Below are 25556 nucleotides of genomic sequence, written 5' to 3' on the forward strand. Positions count from 1 at the left end.
TTTGCGGCTTTTGAAAACGTCGCGAGCCCACCCAGGCTTCGCCTTCAATAACGCCGTTTTCAAGCCATTCCGTGTTTATAGCGCCACCGAGCGTCGAGAGAGCCTGTATGACCGTCACCCTCAAAACCCCCGAGGACATCGCCAAAATGCGTGTCGCTGGCAAACTGGCCGCCGACGTGCTGGAAATGATTGCCGAGCATGTCAAACCCGGTATCACCACCGAAGAGCTGGACCGCATCTGCCACGACTACATCGTCAACGTGCAGCAGGCAATTCCGGCGCCGCTGAACTACAAGGGCTTCCCCAAGTCGATCTGCACCTCGATCAATCACGTGGTCTGCCACGGCATCCCGAACGAGAAGCCGCTCAAAGACGGCGACACCCTGAACATCGACATCACCGTGATCAAGGACGGCTACCACGGCGACACCAGCCGCATGTTCCACGTCGGCAAAGTGCCGGTCTGGGCCGAACGCCTGTCGCAGATCACCCAGGAATGCATGTACAAGGCCATCGAGCTGGTCAAACCGGGCTGCCGCCTGGGCGATATCGGCGAAGTGATCCAGAAGCACGCGGAAAAGAACGGCTTCTCGGTGGTTCGCGAATTCTGCGGCCACGGCATTGGCAAGGTGTTCCATGAAGAGCCGCAGATCCTGCACTACGGCCGCGCGGGCACCGGCATGGAACTCAAGGCCGGCATGACCTTCACCATCGAACCGATGATCAACCAGGGCAAGGCCGACACCAAGGTCCTGGGCGACGGCTGGACCGCCATCACCAAGGACCGCAAGCTGTCCGCGCAGTGGGAACACACCCTGCTGGTGACCGAGACCGGCTACGAGATCTTCACCTTGCGCAGCGACGACACCATTCCCCGCGTTTCGGCCTGATTCCCGACGCCGGGTTGTTGCCCTTATAGAAAGAAAGGAAAGCCAATCGATGCCGCAGGTGGATCCCGAGTTGTTCGACCGCGGCCAGTTCCAGGCTGAACTGGCCCTGAAGGCAAGCCCCATCGCGGCCTTCAAGAAAGCCATCCGTCAGGCACGAGAAGTGCTCGACACACGCTTTCGCAACGGACGGGATATCCGCCGGCTCATCGAGGACCGCGCCTGGTTCGTCGATAACATCCTGCAAAAGGCCTGGGACCAGTTCAGTTGGAGCGAAGACGCCGACATTGCCCTGGTGGCGGTCGGCGGCTACGGCCGGGGCGAGTTGCACCCCTACTCCGACATCGACCTGCTGATTCTGCTCGACAGCGCCGATCATGAGATTTTCCGCGACTCCATCGAGCGCTTCCTGACCCTGCTCTGGGACATCGGCCTGGAAGTCGGGCAAAGCGTACGTTCGGTGGACGAATGCGCCCAGGAGGCGCGGGCCGACCTCACGGTGATCACCAACCTGATGGAAAGCCGCACCATCGCCGGCCCCGAGCACCTGCGCCAGCGCATGCTGGAAGTCACCAGCACCGAACACATGTGGCCGAGCAAGGATTTCTTCCTGGCCAAGCGCGCCGAGCAGAAGGCCCGGCACCACAAGTACAACGACACCGAATACAACCTGGAACCCAACGTCAAAGGCTCCCCCGGCGGTCTGCGCGATATCCAGACCATTCTCTGGGTCGCCCGCCGCCAGTACGGCACGCTGAACCTGCGGGCCCTGGCGGGTGAAGGGTTCCTGGTGGAGAGCGAAAACGCGCTGCTGGCGTCGTCCCAGGAATTCCTGTGGAAGGTGCGCTACGCCCTGCACATGCTGGCCGGGCGCTCGGAAGACCGCCTGTTGTTCGATCACCAGCGCTCGATCGCCAAGCTGCTGGGGTTCGAAGGCGATGACGCCAAGCAGGCCATCGAAAGCTTCATGCAGCAGTACTACCGGGTGGTGATGAGCATCGCCCAGCTCAGCGACCTGATCATCCAGCACTTCGAGGAGGTGATCCTCGCCCCCGAAGACGAAGCACCGCCACAACCAATCAACTCGCGTTTCCAGTTGCACGACGGATACATCGAGGCGATCAACGACAACGTGTTCCGCCGTACGCCCTTCGCCATGCTGGAAATCTTCGTGCTGATGGCCCAGCACCCGGAAATCAAGGGTGTGCGAGCCGACACCATTCGCCTGTTGCGCGAACATCGGCACCTGATCGACGACGAATTCCGCAACGACATCCGCAACACCAGCCTGTTTATCGAGCTATTCAAGTGCGAGTTCGGCATCCATCGCAACCTGCGGCGGATGAACCGCTACGGCATTCTCGGGCGCTACCTGCCGGAATTCGGCTTTATCGTCGGGCAGATGCAACACGACCTGTTCCACATCTATACCGTCGATGCCCATACCCTGAACCTGATCAAGCACCTGCGCAAACTGCAGTACACCCAGGTCTCGGAAAAATTCCCGCTGGCCAGCAAGCTCATGGGCAAGCTGCCCAAGCCCGAGCTGATCTACCTCGCCGGGCTGTACCACGACATCGGCAAGGGCCGGCATGGTGATCACTCGGAAATCGGCGCAGTGGATGCCGAAGCCTTTTGCCAACGCCACCAGTTGCCGGTGTGGGACAGCCGCCTGATCGTGTGGCTGGTGCAGAACCACCTGGTGATGTCGACCACCGCCCAGCGCAAGGATTTGTCCGACCCGCAGGTGATCCACGACTTTGCTCAGACCGTGGTCGACCAGACGCACCTCGACTACCTGTACGTCTTGACCGTCGCCGACATCAACGCCACCAATCCGACCCTGTGGAACTCGTGGCGTGCCAGCCTGTTGCGCCAGCTGTACACCGAGACCAAGCGCGCCTTGCGCCGCGGCCTGGAAAACCCGGTGGATCGCGAAGAGCAGATCCGTCAGACCCAGAGCGCCGCCCTGGATATCCTGGTGCGCAGCGGCACCGACCCGGACGACGTCGAGCAGTTGTGGTCGCAACTGGGGGATGACTACTTCCTGCGTCACACCGCTGGCGACGTGGCCTGGCACAGCGATGCCATCCTGCAGCAACCCGCCGATGGCGGCCCGCTGGTGCTGATCAAGGAAACCACCCAGCGCGAGTTCGAGGGCGGCACCCAGATCTTCATCTACGCCCCCGACCAGCACGACTTCTTCGCCGTGACCGTGGCCGCGATGGATCAGCTCAACCTGAACATTCACGACGCACGGATCATCACCTCCAGCAGCCAGTTCACCCTCGACACCTACATCGTGCTCGACAACGACGGCGGCTCGATCGGCGACAACCCGCAACGCATCAAACAGATCCGCGACGGCCTGACCGACGCCCTGCGCAACCCGGATGACTACCCGACCATCATCCAGCGCCGGGTTCCGCGCCAGCTCAAGCACTTTGCCTTCGCGCCCCAGGTGACCATTCACAACGACGCCCAGCGCCCGGTGACCGTGCTCGAACTGAGCGCACCCGACCGCCCCGGCCTGCTGGCCCGGATCGGCAAGATCTTCCTCGAGTTCGATCTGTCGCTGCAAAACGCCAAGATCGCCACCTTGGGCGAGCGCGTGGAAGACGTTTTCTTCATTACCGACGCGCACAACCAGCAATTGTCCGATCCGCAACTGTGCAGCCGCCTGCAGGACGCCATCGTCGAGCAGTTGAGTGTCAGCCAGGAACCGAATATTGAATTGTCGCGCCTGAGCATCTAACCGCGCGCCACGACCCGCCGCATTGAGTGAGATACCGCACCGATGAACAACGCTCTAAACCAGTTGCAGCCCTACCCGTTCGAGAAACTGCGCGCCCTGCTCGGCAGCGTGACGCCCAACGCCGACAAGCGACCGATTGCGCTGTCCATCGGCGAGCCGAAGCACCGCTCGCCAAGCTTTGTCGCCGAAGCCCTGGCCAACAACCTGGACCAGATGGCGGTCTACCCGACCACCCTCGGCATCCCCGCCCTGCGTGAAGCCATCGCCGGCTGGTGCGAGCGACGCTTTGGCGTGCCCGGCGGCTGGCTGGATCCGGCGCGCAACGTGCTGCCGGTCAACGGCACCCGCGAAGCGCTGTTCGCCTTCACCCAGACTGTGGTCAACCGTGGCGACGATGCGCTGGTGGTCAGCCCGAACCCGTTCTATCAGATCTATGAAGGCGCGGCCTTCCTCGCCGGCGCCAAGCCCCATTACCTGCCGTGCCTCGATGAAAATGGCTTCAACCCGGATTTCGACGCGGTATCGGCCGACATCTGGCAGCGCTGCCAGATCCTGTTCCTGTGCTCGCCAGGCAACCCGACCGGGGCCCTGATTCCGCTGGACACCTTGAAGAAACTGATCGCCCTGGCCGATAAGCACGACTTCGTGATCGCCGCCGACGAGTGCTACAGCGAGCTCTACTTCGACGAACAGACGCCGCCGCCGGGCCTGCTCAGCGCCTGCGTCGAGCTCGGCCGCAAGGATTTCAAGCGCTGCGTGGTGTTCCACAGCCTGTCCAAGCGCTCCAACCTGCCAGGCCTGCGCTCCGGCTTCGTTGCCGGCGATGCCGAGATCCTCAAGGGCTTTTTGCTGTATCGCACCTACCACGGTTGCGCCATGCCGGTTCAAACCCAGCTGGCCAGCGTTGCAGCCTGGAACGATGAAGTGCATGTGCGGGCCAACCGCGCGCTGTATCGCGAGAAATTCGATGCGGTGCTGGAAATCCTCGCGCCAGTGCTCGACGTACAGCGCCCCGACGGCAGCTTCTACCTGTGGCCGAACGTGGACGGTGATGACGCAGCCTTCTGCCGCGACCTGTTCGCCGAAGAACACGTGACCGTGGTGCCAGGCTCATACCTGTCGCGGGAAGTGGACGGCACCAACCCGGGCGCCGGCCGCGTGCGCATGGCCCTGGTGGCGCCATTGGCCGAATGTGTGGAAGCCGCCGAGCGGATTCGCGACTTCGTGCAGCGTCGCCGCGGCTGACACCTCGTCCGGCTGGCGCCTGCACTTATCCCTTGCAGGCGCCGGCTGGCATCAGCCGATCACTTCACCGCCCCCAGATTCGCCTCGCTCAAATCCAGTTCGCCCAACACTTCGCGCAATACATCGTCGCCAATCTGATGGTGCCGGCTGAGCCGGTACAGCTCCAGGCGTTGCGCGCGCAGGGCTTTCAGACGCAGGCGTCGCTCCAGTTGGTCCATCTGGAAAGCCAGGGCCTGCGCCTCGGCAGAATCGTTGAAGACCTCCAACTGGTGGCGGTATTCCGACATCAGGCGCGCCTTGAGTTCGGTGGCCAGGGCGGCCTGGGCCGCGTCCGGCGCATCGCTGGTTTCCACCAGTTCCTCGGCCTCCAGGGCATGAATCGCCGCCTCGGCCGTCTTGCGCCAGGCATCACGCACCTCGCCACGCCGCTTGTCATCCGGGCTCTGCTGGATACCGCGCAACAGCAATGGCAGGGCGATGCAGGCCGCCACCAGTGACAACAGGATCACCCCGGCGGCAATGAAGATCAGCAGATCGCGCTCGGGGAACGCCTCCCCGGCCCCCAGCATCAGGGGCACCGACATCACGCCCGCCAGGGTCACCGCACCGCGCACCCCACCCACCGTCAGCAGCCAGCAGGAGCGCGCAGTCGGCACCAGGGTCAACTCCCCCTTGCCGCGCCAACGGCGCAGCCAGCCCGACAGGCGCCAGATGCTTTGCACCCAGACAAAACGCAGCACCAGCAACACCAGGAAGATCGCCAGCACGTCCAGGCAACGGTAGAACAAGGTCGGCCAGAGCGAGGTTTCGTGGCTGGCCACGGCCTTGATGATGTCCGGCAACTGCAAGCCCAGCAGCAGGAAGATCAAGCCGTTGAAGGCGAACTCGAGCAGCGACCAGACGCTGCGGTTGAGGATTCGGGTGCTGGTCTGGCGCGGCAGCAGGTCAAGCCAGCTCTGCATCATCCCGGCCGCCACCGCCGACAGGATCCCCGATGCGCCCAGACGCTCGGCCAAGACATAAGCGGCGAATGGCAGCAGCAACATGAACACCACGTGGGTGGCCGGGTCGTCCCAGCCCCGGGCGATCATCCAGGCGCGCAGGCGCCCGACCAGCCAGCTCAGGGCCACGCCTATGGCCAGGCCGCCGAGCGCCACCAGGACAAAGGTCAGGCTGGCATTGGCCAGGGAAAACACCCCGGTGACCGCCGCTGCCAAGGCGAACTTGAATGTCACCAGGCCCGAGGCATCGTTCATCAACGCTTCGCCCTGCAGCATGTGCATCAAGGGTCGGGGCAAGCGGTTCTGGGCGATCGCCGAGACCGCCACGGCGTCGGTTGGCGAAAGCACCGCTGCCAGTGCGAAAGCGACCGGCAACGGAATGGTCGGCAGCAACCAGTGGATAAAGTAGCCAGCGCCGACCACGGTAAACAGCACCAGGCCCACGGCCAGGGTCAGGATCGGCCCGCGCAACCGCCAGAGCTCGCGCTTGGGCATGCGCCAGCCATCGGAGAACAGCAGCGGCGGCAGGAATAGAAAGAGGAACAGCTCCGGGTCCAGCGCCACATGCAAGCCCAGGGTCGGCCAGGCCAGCAAGGCACCGGCGGCAATCTGTACCAGAGGTAGCGGCAACGGAATCACCCGCCCGACCAGTCGTGAAACACTCACCAACATCAGCAGAATGAGTACGGTGTAGGCGGTTTGCATAAAGCGAAAAATCTCCATCTAAACCAGGCAAAAGCGCATGCAGCTACGGCAATAATCACCCGCAGAAGTGCCATATTAGCCGCTTAGACTGATCCCGACCGCTGCACAAAGGTCGCAATCTCCCCGTTGGCGAAATACATTGCGACAAAGCCGGGCGCTGGGCGACGCCGAAGTCGCGCGGCCATGGCATAATCCGTGACCTTTAATTTTCGGCACCTGCAAAGGGGGCAATTCCTTGACCGTTTCAAGCAAAACGTTGCACCTTTTCGGCATCAAAGCCTGCGACACCATGAAAAAGGCGCGCACCTGGCTCGATGAACACGCTGTCAGCTATGACTTTCACGATTACAAAACCGCCGGCATCGACCGCGAACATTTGACCCAGTGGTGCAATGAGCACGGCTGGCAAGTGGTGTTGAACCGTGCAGGCACGACCTTTCGCAAACTCGAAGACGAACGCAAAGCCGATCTCGACCAGGCGAAAGCTATCGAACTGATGCTCGCACAACCCTCGATGATCAAGCGCCCGGTGCTCGATCTCGGTGACCGAACCCTGATTGGCTTCAAGCCAGATATTTATTCGGCGGCCCTCAAGTAGGCCTGCCCATTCATTTTTTGTAGAGGTAACAACATGTCCAATTCCCTGTTCAGCCTGGGCTTCGGCGTCGGCACTCAGAACCGCCAAGGTGCCTGGCTGGAAGTGTTCTACGCGCAGCCACTGCTCAACCCGTCTGCCGAAATCATCGCGGCCATCGCCCCGGTACTGGGTTACACCGAGGGCAACCAGGCCATCACCTTCACCGTGGCCCAGGCCTCGCAGCTGGCCGACGCACTGAAAAATGTCGATGCCGCCCAGGCTGCCCTGCTGACCCGCCTGGCCGAAAGCCACAAGCCGCTGGTCGCCACCCTGCTGGCCGAAGACGCCGCGCTGACCTCCACTCCCGAGGCCTACCTCAAGCTGCACCTGCTGTCCCATCGCCTGGTCAAGCCCCACGGCCTGAGCCTGGCGGGCGTGTTCCCGCAACTGCCGAACGTGGCCTGGACCAGCCAGGGCGCGATCGACATCAGCGAGCTGGCCGAGCGTCAACTCGAAGCCCGTCTGCGTGGCGAGCTGCTGGAAGTGTTCTCGGTGGACAAGTTCCCGAAAATGACCGACTACGTGGTGCCGGCAGGCGTGCGGATCGCTGACAGCGCACGTATCCGCCTGGGCGCCTACGTGGGCGAAGGCACCACCGTGATGCACGAAGGTTTCGTCAACTTCAACGCCGGCACCGAAGGCCCGGGCATGATCGAAGGCCGTGTATCGGCTGGCGTATTCGTCGGCAAGGGTTCGGACCTGGGCGGCGGTTGCTCGACCATGGGCACCCTGTCGGGCGGCGGCAACATCGTGATCAAGGTCGGCGAAGGCTGCCTGATCGGCGCCAACGCCGGTATCGGTATTCCGTTGGGCGACCGCAATACCGTTGAGTCGGGCCTGTATGTCACCGCCGGCACCAAGGTGGCACTGCTGGACGAAGCGAACCAACTGGTCAAGGTGGTCAAGGCCCGCGAGCTAGCCGGCCAACCGGACCTGCTGTTCCGCCGCAATTCCGAGACCGGCGCCGTAGAGTGCAAAACTCACAAGTCGGCCATCGAGCTGAACGAAGCGCTGCACGCTCACAACTAGGATCTGTACGAAAACTCGCCGAGCAAAGATCAGGCAAGGCAAAAACAGGCGAGGAAGCGCAGTGTAGGGAGCTACATGAGCATTCCGAGCCTGTTTTTAACGCCGCATGATCGAAGCGCAGGTAGTTGTCGTACAGAGACTAAGCAGCAACTCGCACCAGCAGCGTCAGGGCGCGTATCATCAGCGCCCGGCCTGCTTATACGAGTCCCGACCACCATGCTTGTGCCCTCCCCCTGGCGCGCCGACTTTCCGGCCATCGCCGCCCTGCAACGGCAAGACCAGACCTACCTGGACAACGCCGCCACCACGCAAAAGCCCCAAGCCCTGATCGACGCCCTGACCCATTACTACGCCAATGGCGCAGCCAATGTGCATCGCGCGCAGCACCTGCCCGGCGCCCATGCGACCCAGGCGTTCGAGGACAGCCGCAGCAAAGTGGCGCAATGGCTCAATGCCGGTGACATCGGGCAGATCGTCTTCACCCACGGCACGACGTCTGCGTTGAACCTTCTGGCCTACGGCCTGGAACACCAATTCAATCCGGGCGACGAACTGGTCATCAGCGCCCTGGAGCACCACGCGAACCTGCTGCCGTGGCAGCAACTGGCGCAACGCCGCGACCTGAAGCTGGTGGTCCTGCCCCTGGACGCTGCCGGCCTGATCGATCTCGAAGCCGCCGCGCAGTTGATCGGCCCACGCACCCGTTTGCTGGCCGTCAGCCAACTGTCGAACGTGCTCGGCGCCTGGCAGCCGCTGCCGCAATTGCTGGCCATGGCCAAGGCGCGGCAGGCGCTGACCGTGGTCGATGGCGCCCAAGGCGTGGTCCATGGTCGGCATGACGTGCAGGCGCTGGGCTGCGACTTTTATGTATTTTCCAGCCATAAGCTCTATGGGCCGGACGGCCTTGGGGTGCTGTACGGGCGCAACGCGGCGCTGCAAGGCCTGCGTCACTGGCAGTTCGGTGGCGAAATGGTGCAGGACGCCGAGTACCAGCACGCGACCTTCCGCCCCGCGCCCCTGGGCTATGAGGCCGGGACACCGCCCATCGCCAGCGTGATTGGCCTGGGGGCGACCCTGGATTACCTGGCCGGCCTCGACCAGGACGCGGTCGCCGCCCATGAAGCCGCGCTGCACGACTACCTGCTGCACGGCCTGCAAGCGCGCAAAGGCATCCGCCTGCTGGGCGCACCGCAATTGGCGCTGGCCAGTTTTGTGGTCGACGGCGTGCATAACGCCGACCTCGCGCACTTGCTCACCGAACAGGGCATCGCCGTACGCGCCGGGCATCACTGCGCCATGCCCCTGCTCAAACGCTTCGGCCTGGCGGGGGCGATCCGTGTGTCGCTGGCGCTGTATAACGATTCCGCCGATCTGGAGCGCTTCTTCGAAGCCCTGGATCAGGCGCTGGAGATGTTGCGATGAGCCTGCCGGCCGAGGCGCTGCTGGCGTTGCAGACCTTTCAACAGGCCGCCGGCTGGGAACAGCGCGCGCGTCTGCTGATGCAATGGGGTGATCGCCTGCCGGCCCTGGGCGATGCCGACAAGGTCGAGGCCAACCGGGTGCATGGCTGTGAAAGCCAGGTCTGGTTGCTGGGCGCGGTGCAGGCGGGGCATTGGCAGTTTGCCGCCAGCAGCGATGCACGCCTGATTCGCGGCTTGGTCGCGTTATTGCTGGCGCGGGTCAACGGCTTGTCGACCCAGGAGCTGCAAGAGGTGGACCTGCCCGACTGGTTCAACCAACTGGGCCTGTCGCGCCAGCTCTCGCCCTCGCGCAGCAACGGCCTCAACGCCGTGCTGCAACGCATGCGCGAACTGGCCCTGTAGCCGCTGCCGCAGCGGGTTACGCGGGTTTGACGCGCTCTGCCGGGCGGCGCACGCCAGCGACGAGTTTATCCACGGCCTTGGTGGCGGCGACCATGCCAAAGGTCGCGGTAACCATCATCACCGCACCGAAACCACCGGCACAGTCGAGCTTGACCCCGTCGCCGACAAAGCTCTTCTGCAGGCAGATGCTGCCATCGGGCTTCGGATAGCGCAGCTGCTCGGTGGAGAACACGCAGGGCACGCTGTAGTGGCGGGTCACGGTGCGTGAAAAACCGTAGTCCCGACGCAAGGTGGAGCGCACTTTGGAGGCCAGCGGATCATTGAAGGTACGGTTCAAGTCGCAGACCTGGATCAGCGTCGGGTCGATCTGCCCGCCCGCGCCACCGGTGGTGATGATCTGGATCTTGCGGCGTTTGCACCAGGCAATCAGCGCCGCCTTGGCGTTCACGCTGTCGATGCAGTCGATCACGCAATCAATGTTGGGGGTGATGTACTCGGCCATGGTGTCGCGGGTGACGAAATCCGCCACCGGGTGCACGTTGCAGTCCGGGTTGATCCCGCGCAAACGCTCGGCCATGACCTCTACCTTGGGCTTGCCCACGGTGCTGTCCAGGGCATGCAATTGGCGGTTGCTGTTGCTGACGCAGACGTCGTCCAGGTCAAACAGCGAAATCTCGCCCACCCCACAACGGGCAATGGCCTCGGCCGCCCAGGAGCCGACCCCGCCCACCCCGACGATCGCCACATGGGCCGCGCGCAAGCGTGCCAGGCCCTCGATGCCATATAAACGGGCGACGCCAGCAAACCGTGGATCTTCTGTGCTCATGACCATTACCTGAAAAACCGGCGCGCATTATAGGGCTTCGCAGCGACAAGTTTTAAGTTGCCAGCTACAAGTTAAGAACTTAAGCGCAAATACAGTGCCCAAGGTCTGGCTTTTCTTTGTGCGCTGTACGCTCAATTGAGGGCCGGTGTAGGATGCCCACCGTTTGGCGCCTGCCAACCCTTCCCTCGTTCCACACCTTTTGGAACCCGAAATAGCTATGTCATCGCGTAAATTTGGACTCAATCTGGTGGTGGTGCTGGCAATTGCTGCGCTCTTCACCGGTTTCTGGGCGCTGATCAATCGCCCGGTCACGGCCCCCAACTGGCCTGAACAGATCTCCGGTTTTTCCTACTCGCCTTTCCAGCAAGGCCAGTTCCCGCAGAAAGACCAATTCCCGTCCGACGACGAAATGCGTCGCGACCTGGAAATCATGAGCAAGCTGACCGACAACATCCGCACCTATTCGGTCGACGGCACCTTGCAGGACATCCCCAAGCTGGCTGAAGAGTTCGGCCTGCGCGTGACCCTCGGGATCTGGATCAGCCCGGACGAGGAGCGCAACGAACGGGAAATCACCCGCGCCATCGAACTGGCCAACAGCTCGCGCAGCGTAGTGCGGGTGGTGGTGGGTAACGAGGCGATTTTCCGCAAGGAAATCACCGCCCAAGCACTGAGCGTGATCCTGGATCGGGTCCGCGCGGCCGTGAAGGTCCCGGTGACCACCTCCGAGCAATGGCACGTCTGGGAAGAGAACCCGAGCCTGGCCAAGCACGTTGACCTGATTGCCGCTCACGTCCTGCCCTACTGGGAGTTCGTGCCGGTGGATCAAGCCGGTCAGTTCGTGCTCGACCGTGCCCGCGACCTGAAAAAAATGTTCCCGAAAAAGCCGCTGCTGCTGTCCGAAGTCGGCTGGCCGAGCAACGGCCGAATGCGTGGCGGGGCTGATGCCAGCCCGGCGGATCAGGCGATCTACCTGCGCACCCTGGTCAACAAGCTCAACCGCCAGGGCTACAACTACTTCGTGATCGAAGCCTTCGACCAGCCGTGGAAGGCCAGCGACGAAGGTTCGGTGGGTGCCTACTGGGGCGTGTTCAACGCTGCGCGCCAGCAGAAATTCAACTTTGAAGGCCCGGTGGTGGCCATTCCGCAATGGCGCGTGCTGGCCATCGGTTCGGTGGTGCTGGCGCTGCTGTCGCTGACCCTGCTGATGATCGACGGCTCGGCCCTGCGCCAGCGCGGCCGGACCTTCCTGACCTTTATCGCCTTCCTCTGCGGTTCGGTGCTGGTGTGGATCGGCTACGACTACAGCCAGCAATACAGCACCTGGTTCAGCCTGACGGTGGGCTTCCTGCTCGCCCTCGGCGCCCTCGGGGTGTTTATCGTGCTGCTGACCGAGGCCCATGAACTGGCCGAAGCGGTCTGGACCCACAAGCGGCGACGGGAATTCCTGCCGGTAGAGGGTGATTCCGACTACCGGCCGAAGGTCTCGATCCACGTGCCCTGCTACAACGAGCCGCCGGAGATGGTCAAACAGACCCTCGACGCCCTGGCCGCCCTCGACTATCCGGACTACGAAGTCCTGATCATCGACAACAACACCAAGGACCCGGCCGTCTGGGAACCGGTGCAAGCCTACTGCGAGACCCTGGGCCCGCGCTTCAAGTTCTTCCACGTCGCGCCCCTGGCCGGTTTCAAGGGCGGTGCGCTGAACTACCTGATCCCGCATACCGCCAAGGACGCCGAAGTGATTGCGGTGATCGACTCCGACTACTGCGTCGACCCGAACTGGCTCAAGCACATGGTGCCGCACTTCGCCGACCCGAAAATCGCCGTGGTGCAGTCGCCACAGGATTATCGCGACCAGAACGAAAGCACCTTCAAGAAGCTCTGCTACGCCGAGTACAAAGGCTTCTTCCATATCGGCATGGTCACCCGCAACGACCGTGACGCGATCATCCAGCACGGCACCATGACCATGACCCGGCGCTCGGTGCTCGAAGAGCTGGGCTGGGCCGACTGGTGCATCTGCGAAGACGCCGAGCTGGGCCTGCGAGTATTCGAAAAAGGCCTGTCGGCCGCGTATTACCACGAAAGCTACGGCAAGGGCCTGATGCCCGATACCTTTATCGACTTCAAGAAACAGCGTTTCCGCTGGGCCTATGGGGCGATTCAGATCATCAAGCGGCACACCGCGAGCCTGTTGCGCGGCAAGGACACCGAGCTGACCCGTGGCCAGCGCTACCACTTCCTCGCGGGCTGGTTGCCGTGGGTGGCGGACGGCATGAACATCTTCTTCACCGTCGGCGCCCTGCTGTGGTCGGCGGCGATGATCATCGTGCCGCAACGGGTCGATCCGCCGCTGCTGATCTTCGCAATCCCGCCCTTGGCGTTGTTCGTGTTCAAGGTCGGCAAGATCATTTTCCTCTACCGTCGCGCGGTCGGGGTCAACCTCAAGGATGCGTTCTGCGCGGCTTTGGCGGGCCTGGCGTTGTCCCACACCATCGCCAAGGCGGTGCTGTACGGCTTCTTCACCAGCAGCATTCCGTTCTTCCGCACCCCGAAGAATGCCGATAACCACGGCTTCTGGGTGGCGATCTCGGAGGCTCGGGAAGAGGTGTTCATCATGCTGCTGCTGTGGGGCGCGGCGCTGGGGATCTTCCTGGTGCAGGGCCTGCCGAGCAACGACATGCGCTTCTGGGTGACCATGCTGCTGGTGCAGTCGCTGCCGTATCTGGCCGCGCTGATCATGGCGTTCCTGTCTTCGCTGCCGAAACCGGCGGTGGAAACAGAGGCGGCACCGGCCGTCTAAATCCGCAGCAACGACTAAACGGCGGCCTCTGGCCGCCGTTTTGCTTTAAGATATCCGCCATTTTGCGCGCCCCCCATTACCTGTAGGAGCTGGCTTGCCAGCGATCAAAACCACGCGGTGTCCCTGATAAACCGCCCGCGCCGGCCAACCGGCTCCTACATAACGCCTTGCACCGGAGTTTTCCCATGACGGCCCCCGCCGAGCTTTCGCCGACCCTGCAACTCGCCTGTGACCTGATCCGTCGTCCGTCGGTGACCCCGATCGACGCCGACTGCCAGAAGCTGATGATGCAGCGCCTGGGTGATGCCGGTTTTGCGCTCGAGCCGATGCGCATCGAGGATGTGGATAACTTCTGGGCCACCCATGGCAAGCATCCCGGCCCGGTCCTGTGCTTTGCCGGCCACACCGACGTGGTGCCCACCGGCCCGGTCCAGGCCTGGCAGAACGACCCGTTCCAGGCGCTGATCGACGAACACGGCATGCTCTGCGGGCGTGGCGCGGCCGACATGAAAGGCAGCCTGGCGGCGATGCTGGTAGCCGCCGAGCGTTTCGTCGGCGACTACCCGGACCACAAGGGCTCGGTGGCGTTCTTGATCACCAGCGACGAAGAAGGCCCGGCCCATCACGGCACCAAGGCGGTCGTCGAACGCCTGGCCGCACGCAAGGAGCGCCTGGACTGGTGCATCGTCGGCGAGCCGTCGAGCACCAGCCTGGTCGGTGATGTGGTCAAGAACGGCCGACGCGGCTCCCTCGGCGCCACCCTCACTGTGCGCGGCGTGCAGGGCCACGTGGCCTACCCGCACCTGGCGAAGAACCCGATCCACCTCGCAGCCCCGGCCCTGGCCGAACTGGCCGCCGAGCACTGGGACAACGGCAACAGCTTCTTCCCGCCGACCAGCTTCCAGATCTCCAACCTCAATTCCGGCACCGGCGCGACCAACGTGATCCCCGGTGACCTGGTGGCGGTGTTCAACTTCCGTTTCTCCACCGAGTCGACGGTCGAGGCCCTGCAACAACGGGTCGCCGCCATCCTCGACAAGCACGGCCTGGACTGGCACGTCGAATGGGCGCTGTCGGGCCTGCCCTTCCTCACCGAGCCGGGCGCCCTGCTCGACGCCGTATCGGCAAGCATCAAGCAGATCACCGGCCGCGAAACCAAGGCGTCCACCAGTGGCGGTACTTCCGACGGGCGCTTTATCGCGACCATGGGCACCCAGGTGGTCGAGTTGGGCCCGGTGAATGCCACCATCCACCAGGTCAACGAGCGGATCCTGGCCAGCGACCTCGACGTGCTGACCGAGATCTACTACCAGACCCTGATCAAGTTGCTCGCCTGATGCTCGCCTGCCCCATTTGCAGCGCACCGCTGGGCAGCGTCGAGAACGGCGTGGCATGCCCGGTCGGCCACCGTTTCGACCGCGCGCGCCAGGGTTACCTCAACCTGCTGCCGGTGCAACACAAGAACAGCCGTGACCCGGGCGACAACCAGGCCATGGTCGAAGCCCGCCGCGATTTCCTCAACGCCGGGCACTACGCCCCCGTGGCCCGGCGCCTGGCGGAACTGGCCGCCGAACGCGCGCCCCAGCGCTGGGTCGATATCGGTTGTGGCGAGGGTTACTACACCGCGCAAATCGCCGAGGCCCTGCCCCAGGCCGATGGTTATGCCCTGGATATCTCCCGCGAGGCGGTCAAGCGCGCCTGTCGACGCAACCCGCAACTGACCTGGTTGATCGCCAGCATGGCGCGCATTCCCCTGGCCGACGCCAGCTGCCAGTTTCTGGCCAGCGTGTTCAGCCCCCTGGACTGGGAAGAAGCCAAGCGCCTGCTCAGCCCCGGTGGCGGCCTGATGAAAGTCGGCCCCACCAGCGGCCACCTGATGGAGCTGCGCGAACGCCTGTACGACGAAGTGCGCGAGTACACCGATGACAAGCACCTGGCCCTGGTTCCCGAGGGCATGAGCCTGCAACACAGCGAAACCCTGGAGTTCACCCTGAACCTGGACCTGCCCCAGGACCGCGCCAACCTGCTGGCCATGACCCCTCATGGCTGGCGCGCCAGCGCCGAACGCCGGGCCCAGGTCATCGAGCAGGCCGAGCCGCTCAAGGTCAGCGTGTCGATGCGCTACGATTATTTCGTGCTGCAATAACCCTTTAACCCAAGGCCTTGAGCATCTGCCCGAGGCCGAATAAATCCGCGAATGGATTTTTCAGACCCGCAGTGAGGACATCCATGCGCCAACCCGATATCGAGATTTACCTGAAAGACGCCGACGTCGACTACAAGGCGATTGCCGCCTGGCTCGGCACCGCCCTGGGCCCGTGCACCGACTGGGTCCAGAAAGGCCAGACCTACAAGTGCAAGGCCGGCAACGTCCCGGTCACCTGGTTGCCCAAGGCCGTGGGCAAATGGAACAGCCTGTACCTGGAAAGCGACCAGACGCCGTGGGAAGACGACATCGCCTGCGCCCGCGCCGCCTTTGCCGCGCTGAACGTCGAAGTGCGTTGCGCGCCCGGCAGTTGGGTCGAGGAAGAGGGTGAGGAGTCGGCTGATCGCTGGATGCGCATCAGCGCCGATGGCGAAGAAGAAATTACCTGGCGTACTGCCTGATTGCGAAGGCCCCATGCCCGGCATGGGGCCTTTCGAAGCGCTGGAGGCTGAGCCCGGCCAGCGACCGGATTACAGGCCGACCACGTCTTCGGCCTGCAAGCCTTTCTGCCCTTCCACCACCGCGTATTCCACTTGCTGGCCTTCGAGCAGCGAGCGATGGCCTTCGCCACGGATCGCGCGGTAGTGCACAAACACGTCCGCACCGCCCTCACGCTGGATAAAGCCATAGCCCTTGGCGTCGTTGAACCACTTCACATTGCCGGTCTCGCGAGTAGACATAAATCGGTACTCCATCTTTTTATTATGGGATTGGCTCTGGAAAACAGAACCTTGAACGCGTGTCTTGAGAACTTTCGTCAGCACTGGGTAATCCATATGCCGGGTTGACGAGCCCGGCGGACAGCCGGCCGAGTATATGACAGGCAGAAAAACTCTCAACTCAATATTAACGGGTGGCTTTTTTGCCGAACTTCGGCGAATACGGCACACTGTCGAACCCGAGCAACTGCTCGGTTTTCACTCACTTACGCAGAAGCCGTATGACCCGCTCCCCGATCCGTCGTCTTGTGTTTGGCACCTTGCGCCGACTGTTGTACCTCTGGGTTCGCTCGGAGACGATCAACCAGTCGTCCTTCACCCTTAACCTCGACCGCAGCCGGCCGGTGTTCTACGTCCTGCAAAACCCATCGCTGACCGACCTGGCAGTGGTCGACGCCGAATGCACCAAGGCCGGCCTGCCGCGCCCGGTGCTGCCGGTCTCGGTGGGTAACCTGATGGAACCCGCGGCCTTCTTCTACCTGACCCCGGAGCCCGACTGGCTCGGCCGCCAGGACAAACGCGGCGCGCCGCCGACCCTGACCCGACTGGTCAGCGCCCTGACCCAGAACGCCGCCGAAGACGCCCAGATCATTCCGGTCAGCGTGTTCTGGGGCCAGTCGCCAGACAGCGAGTCCAGCCCCTGGAAGTTGCTGTTCGCCGACAGCTGGGCGGTCACCGGACGCCTGCGCCGGCTGTTGAGCATCATGATCCTGGGGCGCAAGACCCGGGTGCAGTTCTCGGCACCGATCCACCTGCGCGAGCTGATCGAACACAACAAGGGCCACGAACGCACCGTGCGCATGGCCCAGCGCATCCTGCGGGTGCACTTTCGCAACCTCAAGGCCGCCGTTATCGGCCCGGACATCTCCCACCGGCGCAACCTGGTCAAGGGCCTGCTGAACCAGCCCCTGGTCAAGCAGGCGATCCTCGACGAAGCCGAGCGCGAGAAGATCACCCCGGAAAAAGCCAAGGCCCAGGCCCTGCGCTATGGCAACGAGATCGCCTCGGACTACACCTACACCGCGATCCGCTTTCTGGAAGTGGTGCTGAGCTGGTTCTGGAACAAGATCTACGACGGGATCAAGGTCAACAACATCGAAGGCGTGCAAAAGGTCGCCCAGGGTCACGAGGTGATCTATGTACCCTGCCACCGCAGCCATATCGACTACCTGCTGCTGTCCTACCTGCTGTTCCGCAATGGCCTGACCCCGCCGCACATCGCCGCCGGGATCAACCTCAACATGCCGGTGATCGGCAGCCTGCTGCGGCGCGGCGGCGCGTTTTTCATGCGCCGTACCTTCAAGGGCAACCCGCTGTACACCTCGGTGTTCAACGAATACCTGCACACGCTGTTCACCAAGGGCTTCCCGGTGGAGTACTTCGTCGAGGGCGGGCGCTCGCGCACCGGGCGCATGCTGCAACCCAAGACCGGGATGCTGGCGATCACCCTGCGCAGCTTCCTGCGCAATTCGCGCATGCCGATCGTCTTCGTACCGGTGTACATCGGCTACGAGCGCGTGCTGGAAGGCCGCACCTACCTGGGTGAGCTGCGCGGCGCGAGCAAGAAGAAAGAGTCGATCTTCGACATCTTCAAGGTCATCGGCGCGCTCAAGCAGCGCTTCGGCCAGGTCGCGGTGAACTTCGGCGAGCCGATCAAGCTGGCCGAATTCCTCGATCAGGAGCAACCGGACTGGCGCGCCCAGGAGCTGGGCCCGCAGTTCCGCCCGACCTGGCTCAATGACACCACCAACCGCCTGGGCGAGCGTGTGGCCCAGCACCTGAACGAAGCGGCGGCGATCAACCCGGTCAACCTGGTGGCCCTGGCCCTGCTTTCCACCAGTCGCCTGGCCCTGGATGACCGCGCCATGGCCCGGGTTCTCGACCTGTACCTGGCGCTGCTGCGACGCGTGCCCTACTCGGCCCACACCACCCTGCCCGAGGGCGATGGCCAGGCATTGATCAAGCACGTCAAGGACATGGACCTGCTGTCCGAGCAGAGCGATGCCCTGGGCAAGATCCTGTATCTGGATGAGCAGAATGCCGTCCTGATGACCTATTACCGCAACAACGTGCTGCATATCTTTGCCTTGCCGGCACTGCTGGCGAGCTTCTTCCAGAGCTCGTCGCGCATGAGCCGCGAGCAGATCCTGCGTTATACCCGCGCGCTCTACCCCTACCTGCAGGCGGAGCTGTTCATTCGCTGGTCGCTGGAAGAGTTGGACGTGGTGGTCGATCAGTGGCTGGAAGCCTTCGTCGAACAAGGCCTGCTGCGCTTTGAAGGCGAGGTTTACCTGCGGCCGGCCCCCAGCTCACGGCATTTTGTGCTGTTGACCCTGCTCTCCAAAAGCATCGCCCAGACCCTGCAACGCTTTTACATGGCCATCTCGCTGCTGCTCAACAGCGGACAGAACAGCATCAGCGCCGAAGAGCTGGAAGACCTGTGCACGGTCATGGCCCAGCGCCTGTCGATCCTGCATGGCCTGAATGCCCCAGAGTTCTTCGACAAGAGCCTGTTCCGCCACTTTATCCAGACCCTGCTCGACGTCGGCGTGCTGCGCCGCGACGAAGCCGGCAAGCTGAGTTATCACCCGGCCCTAGGCGAGTTGGCCGAAGGTGCGGCCAAGCGCGTATTGCCGGCGGACATCCGCCTGTCGATCCGCCAGGTCGCGTTGCACCGCAGCGAGGACGCCAGCGAAGACGCCGCCGAGCAGCTCGCAGCCCCCGTACAAACCGACTAGATTCTTACTGGCGCCAGGTTGTCGCTGGCGCCTTAGACGGAGATCCACCATGAAAAAAATCTGCCTGCTGGCCGTCAGCACTTTGCTTGGCGCCTGTCAGACCCTGCACCCCGCGGCCAAGGCCGACCTTTCAGGAGAAGTGTTCTACCTGCAACGCATCGCCCTGCCACCGGCGGCGACCCTGAGTGTCAGCCTGCAGGACGTGTCCCTGGCCGATGCGCCGGCGGTGCTCCTGGCCGAGCAGAAAGGTCCGGTCAAGGGCCAGGTTCCGCTGCCCTTCCACCTCAGCTACGACCCGGCCCAGGTCAAGCCCGGCCACCGCTATTCGGTGAGTGCGCGGATCGAGGTCGATGGCCAGCTCATCTTTATCAGCACCGAACATCACGCAGTCAACCTCGACGGCCAGGATCCTCAGCCGTTGAAAATCCGCGTCGACGCCGTCCGTTAATCCCCCTTGAACAAGGAAGCCGCCATGCTCCGCTCCTCCCTTCGCTTCACCGGCCTGTGTGCAGGCCTGCTGCTGTCCGCCAGCGCCCTGGCCCTGTCGCTCAGCGACCTGTCCCAGAGTGACGCCAGCGGCGGCCTCAAGGACGCCCTGACCCAAGGCGCGCAAATCGCCGTCAAGCAACTGGGCACCCCGGGTGGTTTCAGCAACAACCCCGAAGTACGCATCGAGCTGCCGGGCAACCTGGGCAAAGTCGCGAAAAAGATGAAGCAGTTCGGCATGGGCGATCAGGTCGACCAGTTGGAAACCAGCATGAACAAAGCCGCCGAGGCCGCTGTGCCGCAAGCCCAGGCGCTGCTGGTGGATGCCGTGAAGAAAATGACCGTGGCCGATGCCAAGGGCATCCTCAGCGGTGGCAATGATTCCGCGACCCAATACCTGAACAAGTCGAGCCGCGAGCAGATCCGCGCCAAGTTCCTGCCCATCGTCAAGCAAGCCACCGATCAGGTGGGCCTGGCCAAGCAATACAACTCGTTCGCCGGCCAGGCCGCGACCTTTGGCGTGCTGGATGCCAAGAGCGCCAATATCGAAAGCTACGTCACCGAAAAAGCCCTCGACGGCCTGTTCGAAATGATTGGCAAGCAGGAACAAACCATTCGCCAGAACCCGGCAGCCGCTGCCACCAGCCTGGCCAAGAAAGTCTTCGGCACCCTGTAAAACCCCGCACCCCACCAGGGCCCGGGAGCAACTCCCGGGCCCTGGCTGCTAAGCCTTCTTGATCCTGAACCACGCCGCATACAACGCCGGCAGGAACAGCAGGGTCAACGCCGTCGCCACAATCAAGCCCCCCATGATCGCCACCGCCATCGGTCCGAAGAACACGCTGCGTGACAGCGGGATCATCGCCAGCACCGCCGCCAGCGCGGTCAGTACGATCGGGCGGAAACGCCGCACCGTGGCCTCGATAATCGCATCCCAGGGTTTGAGGCCGGCGCTGATGTCCTGCTCGATCTGATCCACCAGGATCACCGAGTTGCGCATGATCATCCCGGACAAGGCGATAGTGCCGAGCATCGCCACAAAACCGAACGGCTGGCGGAACACAATCAGGAACAGGGTCACGCCGATCAGCCCCAGAGGCGCGGTGAGGAACACCATGACCGTGCGCGAGAAGCTGCGCAGTTGCAGCATCAGCAAGGTCAGCACCACCACGATAAACAGCGGCACGCCGGCCTTCACCGAGTTCTGGCCACGGGTCGAGTCTTCGACGGTGCCGCCGACGTCCAGCAGGTAGCCGTCAGGCAACTCGGCGCGGATCGGCTCCAGGGTCGGCAGAATCTGCTTCACCAGGGTCACCGGTTGTTCCTGGCCATAGATATCGGCACGGACCGTGACGTTCGGCAGGCGGTTGTAGCGCCAGATAATGCCCTCTTCGAAGCCGTACTCCAGCGTCGCGATCTGCGACAGCGACACGCTTTTGCCGTTGTCGGTGGGCACCGAGAGGCTCGGCAGCAACGACAGTTCGGTGCGTTCATGCACGGTGCCGCGCAGCAGGATCTCGATCAACTCGTTGTCCTCGCGGTACTGGCTGACGCTGGAGCCGGACAGCGAGCTTTGCAGGAACTTCGACAGGTTCGCGGTGCTCACCCCCAGGGCCCGCGCCCGATCCTGATCGATGTTGAGGTACACCACCTTGCTCGGTTCTTCCCAATCCAGGTGCACGTTGACCACATGCGGGTTCTCGCGGACCTTGGCCGCCACCTTGCGGGCCAGGGCGCGCACCTCGGTGATGTTCTCCCCCGACAGTCGGAACTGCACCGGGTAACCCACGGGCGGACCGTTTTCCAGGCGCGTGACCCGCGAGCGCAAGGCCGGGAACTGTTCGTTGAGGGTTTCGATCAACCAGCTGCGCAGGGCTTCACGCTCTTCGATGGTCTTGGCCAGCACCACGAACTGGGCAAAGCTTGCCGCCGGCAGCTGTTGATCCAGGGGCAGATAGAAACGCGGTGAACCGGTGCCGATATAGGCCACGTAGTTATCGATCCCCGCGTGGTCCTTGAGCATCGCTTCCAGGCGCTTGACCTGCTCGGCAGTGTTGCTCAGGGAGACGCCTTCGGCCAGCTTCAGGTCGACCATCAATTCCAGGCGTCCCGACGCCGGGAAGAACTGCTGCGGCACGAAGCGGAACAGCACCACCGAGGCCACGAACAGCACCACGGTCAGGGTGATCACGGTCTTGCGCCGCCGCACGCACCAGCCCACCAGACGTCGCACTCGCTGATAGAACGGCGTGCCGTACGGGTCCGGCTGGCCGTCGCCGGTGCCGTGCTTGGCAGCATGAATTTTCGCCAGGTCCGGCAGCAGTTTTTCGCCCAGGTACGGCACGAACACCACCGCGGCAATCCACGAGGCAATCAGGGCAATGGTCACCACCTGGAAAATCGAGCGGGTGTACTCGCCGGTGCCGGACTGCGCGGTGGCAATCGGCAGGAAGCCGGCAGCGGTGATCAGGGTCCCGGTGAGCATCGGGAACGCGGTGCTGGTCCAGGCGAAGCTGGCGGCCTTGATCCGGTCGTAGCCCTGCTCCATCTTGATCGCCATCATTTCCACGGCAATGATCGCGTCGTCCACCAACAGGCCCAGGGCCAGGACCAGCGCCCCCAGGGAAATCTTGTGCAGGCCGATGCCCAGGTAATACATGGTGGCAAACGTCATCGCCAACACCAGGGGAATCGCCAGGGCTACCACCATGCCGGTGCGCACGCCCAGGGAGAAGAAGCTCACCAGCAACACGATCGCCAGGGCCTCGACCAGCACCTGGACAAACTCGCCGACCCCGGTTTTCACCGCCGCCGGCTGGTCAGACACCTTGCGCAGCTCCATGCCGGCCGGCAGATGCTTCTGGATCCGCGCAAACTCGACTTCCAGCGCCTTGCCCAGTACCAGGATGTCGCCACCGTCCTTCATCGCCACCGCCAGGCCTATGGCGTCTTCGCCCATAAAGCGCATGCGGGGCGATGGCGGATCGCTGAAACCACGGTGCACATCCGCCACATCGGCGATGCGGAAGGTGCGATTGTCGACGCGAATCGGGAAGTTGCGGATCTGCTCGACGCTCTGGAAATTACCGGACACCCGCAGTTGCAGGCGCTCGCTGGCGGTTTCGAAGAAGCCGGCGGTCGACACCGCGTTCTGCTCCTGCAACGCCTGTTGCACCGCAGCCAGGGGCAGGCCGAGGGTGGCCAGCTTGACGTTCGACAGCTCGATCCAGATTTTCTCGTCCTGCAAACCCAGCAGGTCGACCTTGCCCACGTCCTTGACCCGTTGCAGCTGGATCTGCACGCGGTCGGCGTAATCCTTGAGCACCGCGTAGTCAAAACCGTCGCCGGTCAGGGCATAGATGTTGCCGAAGGTGGTGCCGAACTCATCGTTGAAAAACGGCCCCTGCACACCCGGCGGCAGGTTCTGGCGGATATCGCTGACCTTCTTGCGCACCTGATACCAGAGGTCGGGGATCTCTGCCGAGTGCATCGAATCCCGGGCAACGAAACGCACCTGGGATTCGCCGGGGCGCGAGAAGGAGATGATCCGGTCGTACTCGCCGGTTTCCATCAGCTTCTTTTCAATGCGCTCGGTGACCTGGCGCGAGACTTCCTCGGCCGTGGCCCCCGGCCAACTGGTCTGGATGACCATGGCCTTGAAGGTAAAGGGTGGGTCTTCGCTCTGCCCCAGCTTGGTGTAGGACAAGGCGCCGACTGTGGCCAGCAGCAGCATCAGGAACAGGACGATCTGGCGATTGCGCAACGCCCATGCAGAAAGGTTGAAACCCATCGGGAATTACTCCTTGGCCGCCAGATTGACCACGCGGTTGGAGCGATCCACCGGGCGCACTTGCTGGCCCTCATGGAGCACATGGACCCCGGCTGCCACCACCCAGTCGCTGGCATTCAGGCCTTCGAGTACCGGCACGCTGTTTTCACCGAACGCACCGACCCGGACCGGGGTTTTCTGCAAGGTATTGTTGGCGTCCACGCGCCAGACATAAGTTGCGCCGTTTTCCGCCGTCAGCGCCGACAACGGCACGGACAGCGGCACCACATCGGCGCTCTGGATAAACACCCGGGCGCTCTGCCCCAGCTCGGCAGGAACCTTGCCGGTGCTGAAGGCAATACGTGCGGCGAAGGTACGCGACTTGGGGTCGGCCGCCGGCGACAACTCACGGATCCGCCCGGCAAAACGCTGGCCCGGCTGGGTCCAGAGTTCGACCGAGACCGGCTGCTCGATCTTGAAACGCCCGAAGCTCTGCTCGGGGAAGCTGATCAGCACTTCACGCTCGCCATCGGTGGCCAGGGTGAACACGGTTTGCCCGGCCGCCACCACTTGCCCGACTTCCACCGCACGCTTGGCCACCACGCCATCCTGGGGCGCACGCAGCACTGCGTAGCCAGCCTGGTTATTGGCGACGTCGAACTCGGCCTTGATCTGCTGGAGGCGCGCTTCGCCGGAACGGTAGAGGTTTTCGGCGTTGTCGTACTGCGAACGGCTGACCATCTGCCGCTCGAGCAAGGTCTTGTAGCGATCACGCTCGGCCCGCACCAGGCTCAGGTTGGCCTGGGCCGCCGCGACTTGCGCGCGACTGGCCTCCAGTTGCAGGCGCACGTCCTGGGGGTCGAGCTCTGCCAGGGGCTGGTTGGCCTTGACCCGCTCACCCTCGTCGACCAGTCGTCGGCTGACTTTGCCCGGGATGCGGAACGCGAGATCCGGCTCGTAGCGGGCCCGCACTTCACCGGGATAGCTCTCCATGCCACGCGCCGAGGGCTCTGGCTGGACCACCATGGCCGGGCGCACGGTGGTCTGCACCGGCTCTTCATGCCCGCAGGCAGACAATAAAAAAGCCAGACTGACTGGCAGGGCGATGGGCAGGGCATAGCGGAACATGGTGGCGGACCTTTCGCTAATGGCGCTTGGAATAATTATACTGGCCGGTATGTTATTAATAGCAAACTCACCAGTCCAGTATTAAAAGCGAAGAATGTCAGACAATAATTCCGTATCCACCGGCCCCGGCCGCCCCAAGGACCTGGCAAAACGCCAGGCCATTCTCGAAGCAGCTAAAAAACTGTTTTTGAGCAACGGATATGCAAACACCAGCATGGATGCGGTAGCCGCCGAAGCCGGCGTGTCAAAACTCACGGTTTACAGCCACTTCACCGACAAGGAAACCCTGTTCTCGGCCGCCGTGGTGGCCAAGTGCGAGACCCAATTGCCGAACTTGATGTTCGAGCTGCCGGACGGCGTGCCGATCAAGCAGGTGCTGCTCAACATCGCGCGCGGTTTCAACGTACTGATCAACAGCGAAGACTCGGTCAACCTGCACCGACTGATCATGGCCCTGGGCAGCCAGGACCCGAAACTGTCGTTGATCTTCTTCGAAGCCGGGCCCGAACGCGTGCTCAATGGCATGGAGCGCCTGCTGAGCAAGGTCCATCAGCTCGGCACCCTGCACATTGAAAAACCGCGCAATGCCGCCGAACACTTCTTCTGCCTGGTCAAGGGCGGCGCCAACTTCCGCTTGTTGTTCGGCTGCGGCGACGTCCTGGTCGGCGACGCCGCAGAAGCCCACCTGCTGGAAGTGGTGGAATTGTTTATGCGGGCTTATCGGCCTGAACCGGCCTGAGAAATCACGCCCTGGCAGGTCGGCCCCTGCAGGCATGACCTGCAAGGGCCGACG

At 63.2% G+C, this 25556-nt stretch carries 20 protein-coding genes; 15 read left to right on the forward strand and 5 right to left on the reverse strand.

Annotated elements, in window-relative coordinates; all coding sequences use genetic code 11:
• Window positions 1-107: 107 nt before the first annotated feature.
• From map to dapC, 3 genes are read left to right on the forward strand one after another with little or no spacing between them, the layout of a single operon-like run.
• Window positions 108-890: a type I methionyl aminopeptidase gene (map, locus tag CF161_RS10860; RefSeq protein ID WP_020296623.1), complete on the forward strand. Its 783-nt coding sequence runs from the start codon at window positions 108-110 to the stop codon at window positions 888-890.
• 49 nt (window positions 891-939) lie between these two features.
• Entirely contained in the window at window positions 940-3642 is a 2703-nt protein-coding gene (locus CF161_RS10865) for a [protein-PII] uridylyltransferase (RefSeq protein ID WP_020296624.1), read from the forward strand.
• Window positions 3643-3684: 42 nt separating this feature from the next.
• A complete protein-coding gene (gene dapC, locus CF161_RS10870; RefSeq protein ID WP_020296625.1) occupies window positions 3685-4887 on the forward strand; it encodes a succinyldiaminopimelate transaminase in 1203 nt (400 codons plus the stop codon).
• Between the two features lie 59 nt (window positions 4888-4946).
• Here dapC and CF161_RS10875 read toward each other — a convergent pair whose 3' ends face one another.
• On the reverse strand, window positions 4947-6593 hold the full coding sequence (locus CF161_RS10875) for a Na+/H+ antiporter (RefSeq protein WP_020296626.1): 1647 nt from the start codon (window positions 6591-6593) through the stop codon (window positions 4947-4949).
• Between the two features lie 235 nt (window positions 6594-6828).
• On the opposite strand from CF161_RS10875, the gene CF161_RS10880 reads away from it, so the two are divergent.
• From CF161_RS10880 to CF161_RS10895, 4 genes are all read left to right on the forward strand, one after another.
• Window positions 6829-7191 carry an ArsC family reductase gene (locus tag CF161_RS10880; protein ID WP_043229113.1) on the forward strand — a complete coding sequence of 121 codons (363 nt, stop codon included), beginning with the start codon at window positions 6829-6831 and terminating at the stop codon, window positions 7189-7191.
• Between the two features lie 33 nt (window positions 7192-7224).
• Complete coding sequence (dapD, locus tag CF161_RS10885) at window positions 7225-8259, forward strand: 2,3,4,5-tetrahydropyridine-2,6-dicarboxylate N-succinyltransferase (protein WP_020296628.1); 1035 nt, start codon at window positions 7225-7227, stop codon at window positions 8257-8259.
• Between the two features lie 216 nt (window positions 8260-8475).
• The gene (locus tag CF161_RS10890; RefSeq protein ID WP_020296629.1) at window positions 8476-9681 is read left to right on the forward strand and encodes an aminotransferase class V-fold PLP-dependent enzyme; all 1206 of its coding nucleotides are present in this window, start codon (window positions 8476-8478) and stop codon (window positions 9679-9681) included.
• Complete coding sequence (locus tag CF161_RS10895) at window positions 9678-10082, forward strand: SufE family protein (protein ID WP_020296630.1); 405 nt, start codon at window positions 9678-9680, stop codon at window positions 10080-10082. The genes CF161_RS10890 and CF161_RS10895 overlap by 4 nt, the downstream gene beginning before the upstream one ends.
• Before the next feature lie 16 nt (window positions 10083-10098).
• On the opposite strand, the gene tcdA is transcribed toward CF161_RS10895, so the two are convergent.
• Window positions 10099-10914: a tRNA cyclic N6-threonylcarbamoyladenosine(37) synthase TcdA gene (gene tcdA, locus CF161_RS10900; protein WP_043229116.1), complete on the reverse strand. Its 816-nt coding sequence runs from the start codon at window positions 10912-10914 to the stop codon at window positions 10099-10101.
• Window positions 10915-11125: 211 nt separating this feature from the next.
• Between tcdA and CF161_RS10905 the strand changes: the two genes are divergently transcribed.
• The 4 genes from CF161_RS10905 to CF161_RS10920 all read left to right on the forward strand — a co-directional run bounded on the left by CF161_RS10905 (window position 11126) and on the right by CF161_RS10920 (window position 16324).
• Entirely contained in the window at window positions 11126-13717 is a 2592-nt protein-coding gene (locus CF161_RS10905) for a glycosyltransferase (protein ID WP_020296632.1), read from the forward strand.
• 185 nt (window positions 13718-13902) lie between these two features.
• Window positions 13903-15054 carry a succinyl-diaminopimelate desuccinylase gene (gene dapE / locus CF161_RS10910; protein ID WP_020296633.1) on the forward strand — a complete coding sequence of 384 codons (1152 nt, stop codon included), beginning with the start codon at window positions 13903-13905 and terminating at the stop codon, window positions 15052-15054.
• Window positions 15054-15863, forward strand: a complete 810-nt coding sequence (locus tag CF161_RS10915) for a putative RNA methyltransferase (protein WP_020296634.1) — start codon at window positions 15054-15056, stop codon at window positions 15861-15863. Before dapE ends, CF161_RS10915 begins: the two co-directional genes overlap by 1 nt.
• Window positions 15864-15946: 83 nt before the next feature.
• On the forward strand, window positions 15947-16324 hold the full coding sequence (locus CF161_RS10920) for a hypothetical protein (protein ID WP_020296635.1): 378 nt from the start codon (window positions 15947-15949) through the stop codon (window positions 16322-16324).
• A gap of 69 nt (window positions 16325-16393) precedes the next feature.
• On the opposite strand, the gene CF161_RS10925 is transcribed toward CF161_RS10920, so the two are convergent.
• The gene (locus tag CF161_RS10925; protein ID WP_020296636.1) at window positions 16394-16603 is read right to left on the reverse strand and encodes a cold-shock protein; all 210 of its coding nucleotides are present in this window, start codon (window positions 16601-16603) and stop codon (window positions 16394-16396) included.
• A 260-nt stretch (window positions 16604-16863) separates the two neighbouring features.
• On the opposite strand from CF161_RS10925, the gene plsB reads away from it, so the two are divergent.
• Genes plsB through CF161_RS10940 form a run of 3 tightly spaced genes read left to right on the forward strand, consistent with a single transcriptional unit; the run spans window position 16864 to window position 20542 of the window.
• Window positions 16864-19380, forward strand: coding sequence for a glycerol-3-phosphate 1-O-acyltransferase PlsB (gene plsB / locus CF161_RS10930; RefSeq protein ID WP_020296637.1), 2517 nt, complete (start codon window positions 16864-16866; stop codon window positions 19378-19380).
• 49 nt (window positions 19381-19429) lie between these two features.
• Complete coding sequence (locus CF161_RS10935) at window positions 19430-19828, forward strand: YbaY family lipoprotein (RefSeq protein ID WP_020296638.1); 399 nt, start codon at window positions 19430-19432, stop codon at window positions 19826-19828.
• Window positions 19829-19852: 24 nt separating this feature from the next.
• On the forward strand, window positions 19853-20542 hold the full coding sequence (locus CF161_RS10940) for a DUF4197 domain-containing protein (protein WP_020296639.1): 690 nt from the start codon (window positions 19853-19855) through the stop codon (window positions 20540-20542).
• Window positions 20543-20590: 48 nt separating this feature from the next.
• Here the strand turns inward: CF161_RS10940 and CF161_RS10945 are convergent, their stop codons facing one another.
• Window positions 20591-23656, reverse strand: coding sequence for an efflux RND transporter permease subunit (locus CF161_RS10945; RefSeq protein WP_020296640.1), 3066 nt, complete (start codon window positions 23654-23656; stop codon window positions 20591-20593).
• A 6-nt stretch (window positions 23657-23662) separates the two neighbouring features.
• Window positions 23663-24763, reverse strand: coding sequence for an efflux RND transporter periplasmic adaptor subunit (locus CF161_RS10950; RefSeq protein ID WP_020296641.1), 1101 nt, complete (start codon window positions 24761-24763; stop codon window positions 23663-23665).
• A gap of 94 nt (window positions 24764-24857) precedes the next feature.
• On the opposite strand from CF161_RS10950, the gene CF161_RS10955 reads away from it, so the two are divergent.
• On the forward strand, window positions 24858-25502 hold the full coding sequence (locus CF161_RS10955) for a TetR/AcrR family transcriptional regulator (protein ID WP_020296642.1): 645 nt from the start codon (window positions 24858-24860) through the stop codon (window positions 25500-25502).
• Window positions 25503-25556 lie beyond the last annotated feature (54 nt).

The sequence above is a fragment of the Pseudomonas sp. CF161 genome (genome assembly GCF_000416215.1).
GTDB lineage: Bacteria > Pseudomonadota > Gammaproteobacteria > Pseudomonadales > Pseudomonadaceae > Aquipseudomonas.